This window comes from Microbacterium sp. K41 (genome assembly GCF_004794395.1).
Lineage (GTDB): Bacteria > Actinomycetota > Actinomycetes > Actinomycetales > Microbacteriaceae > Microbacterium > Microbacterium sufflavum.
On sequence record NZ_SSDO01000457.1, the window covers coordinates 1 to 2,642 of the forward strand.

A 2,642-nucleotide genomic window follows, 5' to 3' on the forward strand; every position below is an offset into this window, starting at 1 on the left:
CGCCGCGCAGGCCGCGATGTACCACACCGACCCCGCCGACGCGGCTGCGCGCATCGTCCGCGCCACCGAGCGCCGAGCCGCCCGCACGATGGTCGGACGGGAGGCACGACTGATCGACGCGCTCGTGCGGCTCGCCCCGACCGCCTACTGGCGGGCCCTGCGCCGGCCGCTGCGTGCCGCGATCGACACCAGGACCCCGGTCGGCTGAGCGGAGCCTCAGCGCACCGCGCCCACCCAGATGCCCGACGCCCAGGCCTGCTGTTCGCCGTTGCAGCCGACCGATCCGGGGAAGCCGCGCACCACGGCCATGCAGTTGGCGAGGAACTCCGGGTCGTTGCCGAACAGCGCCCCGTAGGAGCCCGACGAGGTGAGGGCGCCCCACACGCGGAACTGATAGATGTGCGCCAGCTCGTGCGCCATCGCCCAGTTCAGGCGGCCGGTGCTCCAGTCCGCGATGTCGGCGCGGTACTTGATGTACCCGTTGCTGTTCGCGCACGCAGGGGCGTTGCCGCCGGCGCACGATGACGACTCGTACAGCCCCACGCCGCCACCGCCCACGCGGTCGAGGGCGGCGCGCACGCGCGCGTAGCCGTCCGGCCCGCTCGTGCTCCAGGCGGGGCCGCCCGGGCCCGGGTTCTGCGCGGCCTGCCACGACGCGACCTCGGTGCCGATCTTGGCCGTGATCGCATGGATCGTGGCCGTGGCCGCGACCACCGTGGCGGGGTCGTCGTCTTCGGCGAGCACGGTCTGCTGCACCGACAGCGCCGAAGCGCGATGCGTGGCCGTGTCGACCTTGCCGTCGGCGCCCTGCAGGGCGGTGTTCAGCGCCGCGAGCTCGGTGAGGAACGCCGGGCGCACCTCCAGCACCGCTGCCCGATCGGACGTCGTCTGCTCGGCGCCTTCGATCGAGGCGGCCAGATAGTCGGTGCGCTGGGTGGCATCGCGGTACTGCCCGGTGAGGGCGCGCAGTTCGGCGATCGCGTCGAGCCGCTCGTGCTCCAGTGCGTCGGCGCGGGCGAGCACGCCGACGGCGAGCAGCACGGCGGCAGACAGGGTGACCGCGAGCACGCGCCGGATCACTTCAGGAACCCCGTGGTGTCGGCGATCTTCGCATCCTGCTCCGCGATCTGCGCACGCAGGGCCGTGAGCTGCGCGGCCAGCTCCAGGTTGTCTCCGCGCGACGCCTTCAGCGCCTCCTCCACGCGCGCGATCTCCGCCTTCACCGCGGCGACGGAGGCGGCGCGCTCCTGATCGGCGACGACCACGAGCGCGGCACCGCCCAGCAGCAGCAGGCCCCCGATGACGACAGCAAGACGGCGCATCCCGCTCCCCAGACAGCGACAGTGACCGGACCGGTTCCGACCGCACCAATATACAGCCGCGGTCCCGCGCTTCGTGGGCCGGTCGCGCGACGGATCAGAGTGCGACGTCGGCGCGGAACAGCCGCCGCTCGGCGGCCGCCTGCCCGCTGGCCAGGTGCGCGGGCAGAAGCGTGCGCAGCCGTTCGACGTCGCGCGCGGCGACGGCTTCCAGGATCACCCGGTGCTCCTCGGCCATCGCGACCAGGTCGTCGTGCTGCCCGAACAGCCAGCGCAGCCGGGTGAGGAACACCGCGATGAGCTCGCCGAGCATCTCGTTCCCGGCCAGGTCCACCGCGACCTCGTGGAACTCGGCGGCCGTGCGGCGCGCGGTCTCCGCGTCACCGTCTCGGGCCGCCGCCGCCTCCCGCTCATACGTGTGACGCAGCCGGGCGAGGCCGACCTCGTCGTGACGCTCCGCCGCGAACACGAAGATGAGGGTCTCGATGGCCTCTCGCACCTCGGCGAACGCGCGGATGTCGTCGTGCGTGAACTCCCGCACCACCGCCCACGAACGCGGTCGAGCGGTCACGACGCCCTCCGCGACCAGGGTACGGATGGCCTCGCGGACGGGAAGCCGCGAGACGTGCAGCTCGGCCGCGATGTCGCGTTCCACGAGCCGGGCGCCGGGGGGTCGCCGGCCCAGCACGATGTCGTCGCGCAGGATCCTCGTGACCCTGACCGACTCGAGCTCGCCGCCCGCCCCCATAGCCCCCGCCATCCGGGCATTGTCCCACCCCGGCCGGGGTTCCTCAACTTTTGGTATCCCAGCCGGGGTGGACGGACTCGCCCGCGGCGACTCAGGGCAGGCGGTTCGCCTTCGCCAGGTTCGCCGTCAGCTCCTCGGCGTTCTGGCGCGTGACGTACGCGGGACGGTCGCGCTCGACCCGCCACGACTCGCTCAGCGGGCCGATGTTCACGGTGTCGAAGCCCGCCTGGTCGTAGAACCGGGTCACGAACGCCACCGCCTCGGCGTCGTCACCCGCGGTCGCCAGCGCGCGACGGTCCGGGGTGCCGGCCGGGGTGCCGCCGGTCGTGATGTCGCTCGCGTAGATGTGGTTGAACGCCTTGGCGATCTTCGAGGTCGGCAGCTGCTGCTGCAGCAGCTCGGACGTGGTCGTCTCGCCCCGGTCGAGAGCCTCGATGTGACCGTCACGCTCGAAGTAGTAGTTGTTGGTGTCGAGCACGATCTTGCCCGCCAGCTGCTCGGTCGGCAGCTGGTCGATCGCGTGCAGCGGCACGGTCACCACCGCCACGTCGGCGGCCGCCGCCGCCTCCTCCGCG

4 protein-coding genes and 1 pseudogene are annotated in these 2,642 nt (G+C 72.7%); 1 reads left to right on the forward strand and 4 read right to left on the reverse strand.

All coding sequences use genetic code 11. From position 1 onward, the window contains the following. Nucleotides 1-208 (forward strand): annotated as a pseudogene (locus DW309_RS14735) (SDR family NAD(P)-dependent oxidoreductase); the annotation flags it as partial. Between the two features lie 8 nt (nucleotides 209-216). On the opposite strand, the gene DW309_RS14740 reads toward DW309_RS14735, so the two are convergent. The 4 genes from DW309_RS14740 to DW309_RS14755 all read right to left on the reverse strand — a co-directional run. Next, nucleotides 217-1,068 carry a hypothetical protein gene (locus tag DW309_RS14740; RefSeq protein WP_240753247.1) on the reverse strand — a complete coding sequence of 284 codons (852 nt, stop codon included), beginning with the start codon at nucleotides 1,066-1,068 and terminating at the stop codon, nucleotides 217-219. Nucleotides 1,069-1,076: 8 nt separating this feature from the next. Beyond that, nucleotides 1,077-1,322, reverse strand: coding sequence for a hypothetical protein (locus tag DW309_RS14745; protein WP_136045792.1), 246 nt, complete (start codon nucleotides 1,320-1,322; stop codon nucleotides 1,077-1,079). 94 nt (nucleotides 1,323-1,416) lie between these two features. Next, nucleotides 1,417-2,079, reverse strand: a complete 663-nt coding sequence (locus tag DW309_RS14750) for a GntR family transcriptional regulator (protein ID WP_136028970.1) — start codon at nucleotides 2,077-2,079, stop codon at nucleotides 1,417-1,419. A gap of 79 nt (nucleotides 2,080-2,158) precedes the next feature. Then, a partial coding sequence (locus DW309_RS14755; RefSeq protein ID WP_136045793.1) for an NADPH-dependent F420 reductase occupies nucleotides 2,159-2,642 on the reverse strand: 484 nt, incomplete at its 5' end.

Excerpts from the sequence above, each read along its gene's own strand:
- DW309_RS14745 (WP_136045792.1), bottom strand. The coding sequence starts at position 1,322 with ATGCGCCGTCTTGCTGTCGTCATCGGGGGCCTGCTGCTGCTGGGCGGT.
- DW309_RS14750 (WP_136028970.1), bottom strand. The coding sequence starts at position 2,079 with ATGGCGGGGGCTATGGGGGCGGGCGGCGAGCTCGAGTCGGTCAGGGTC.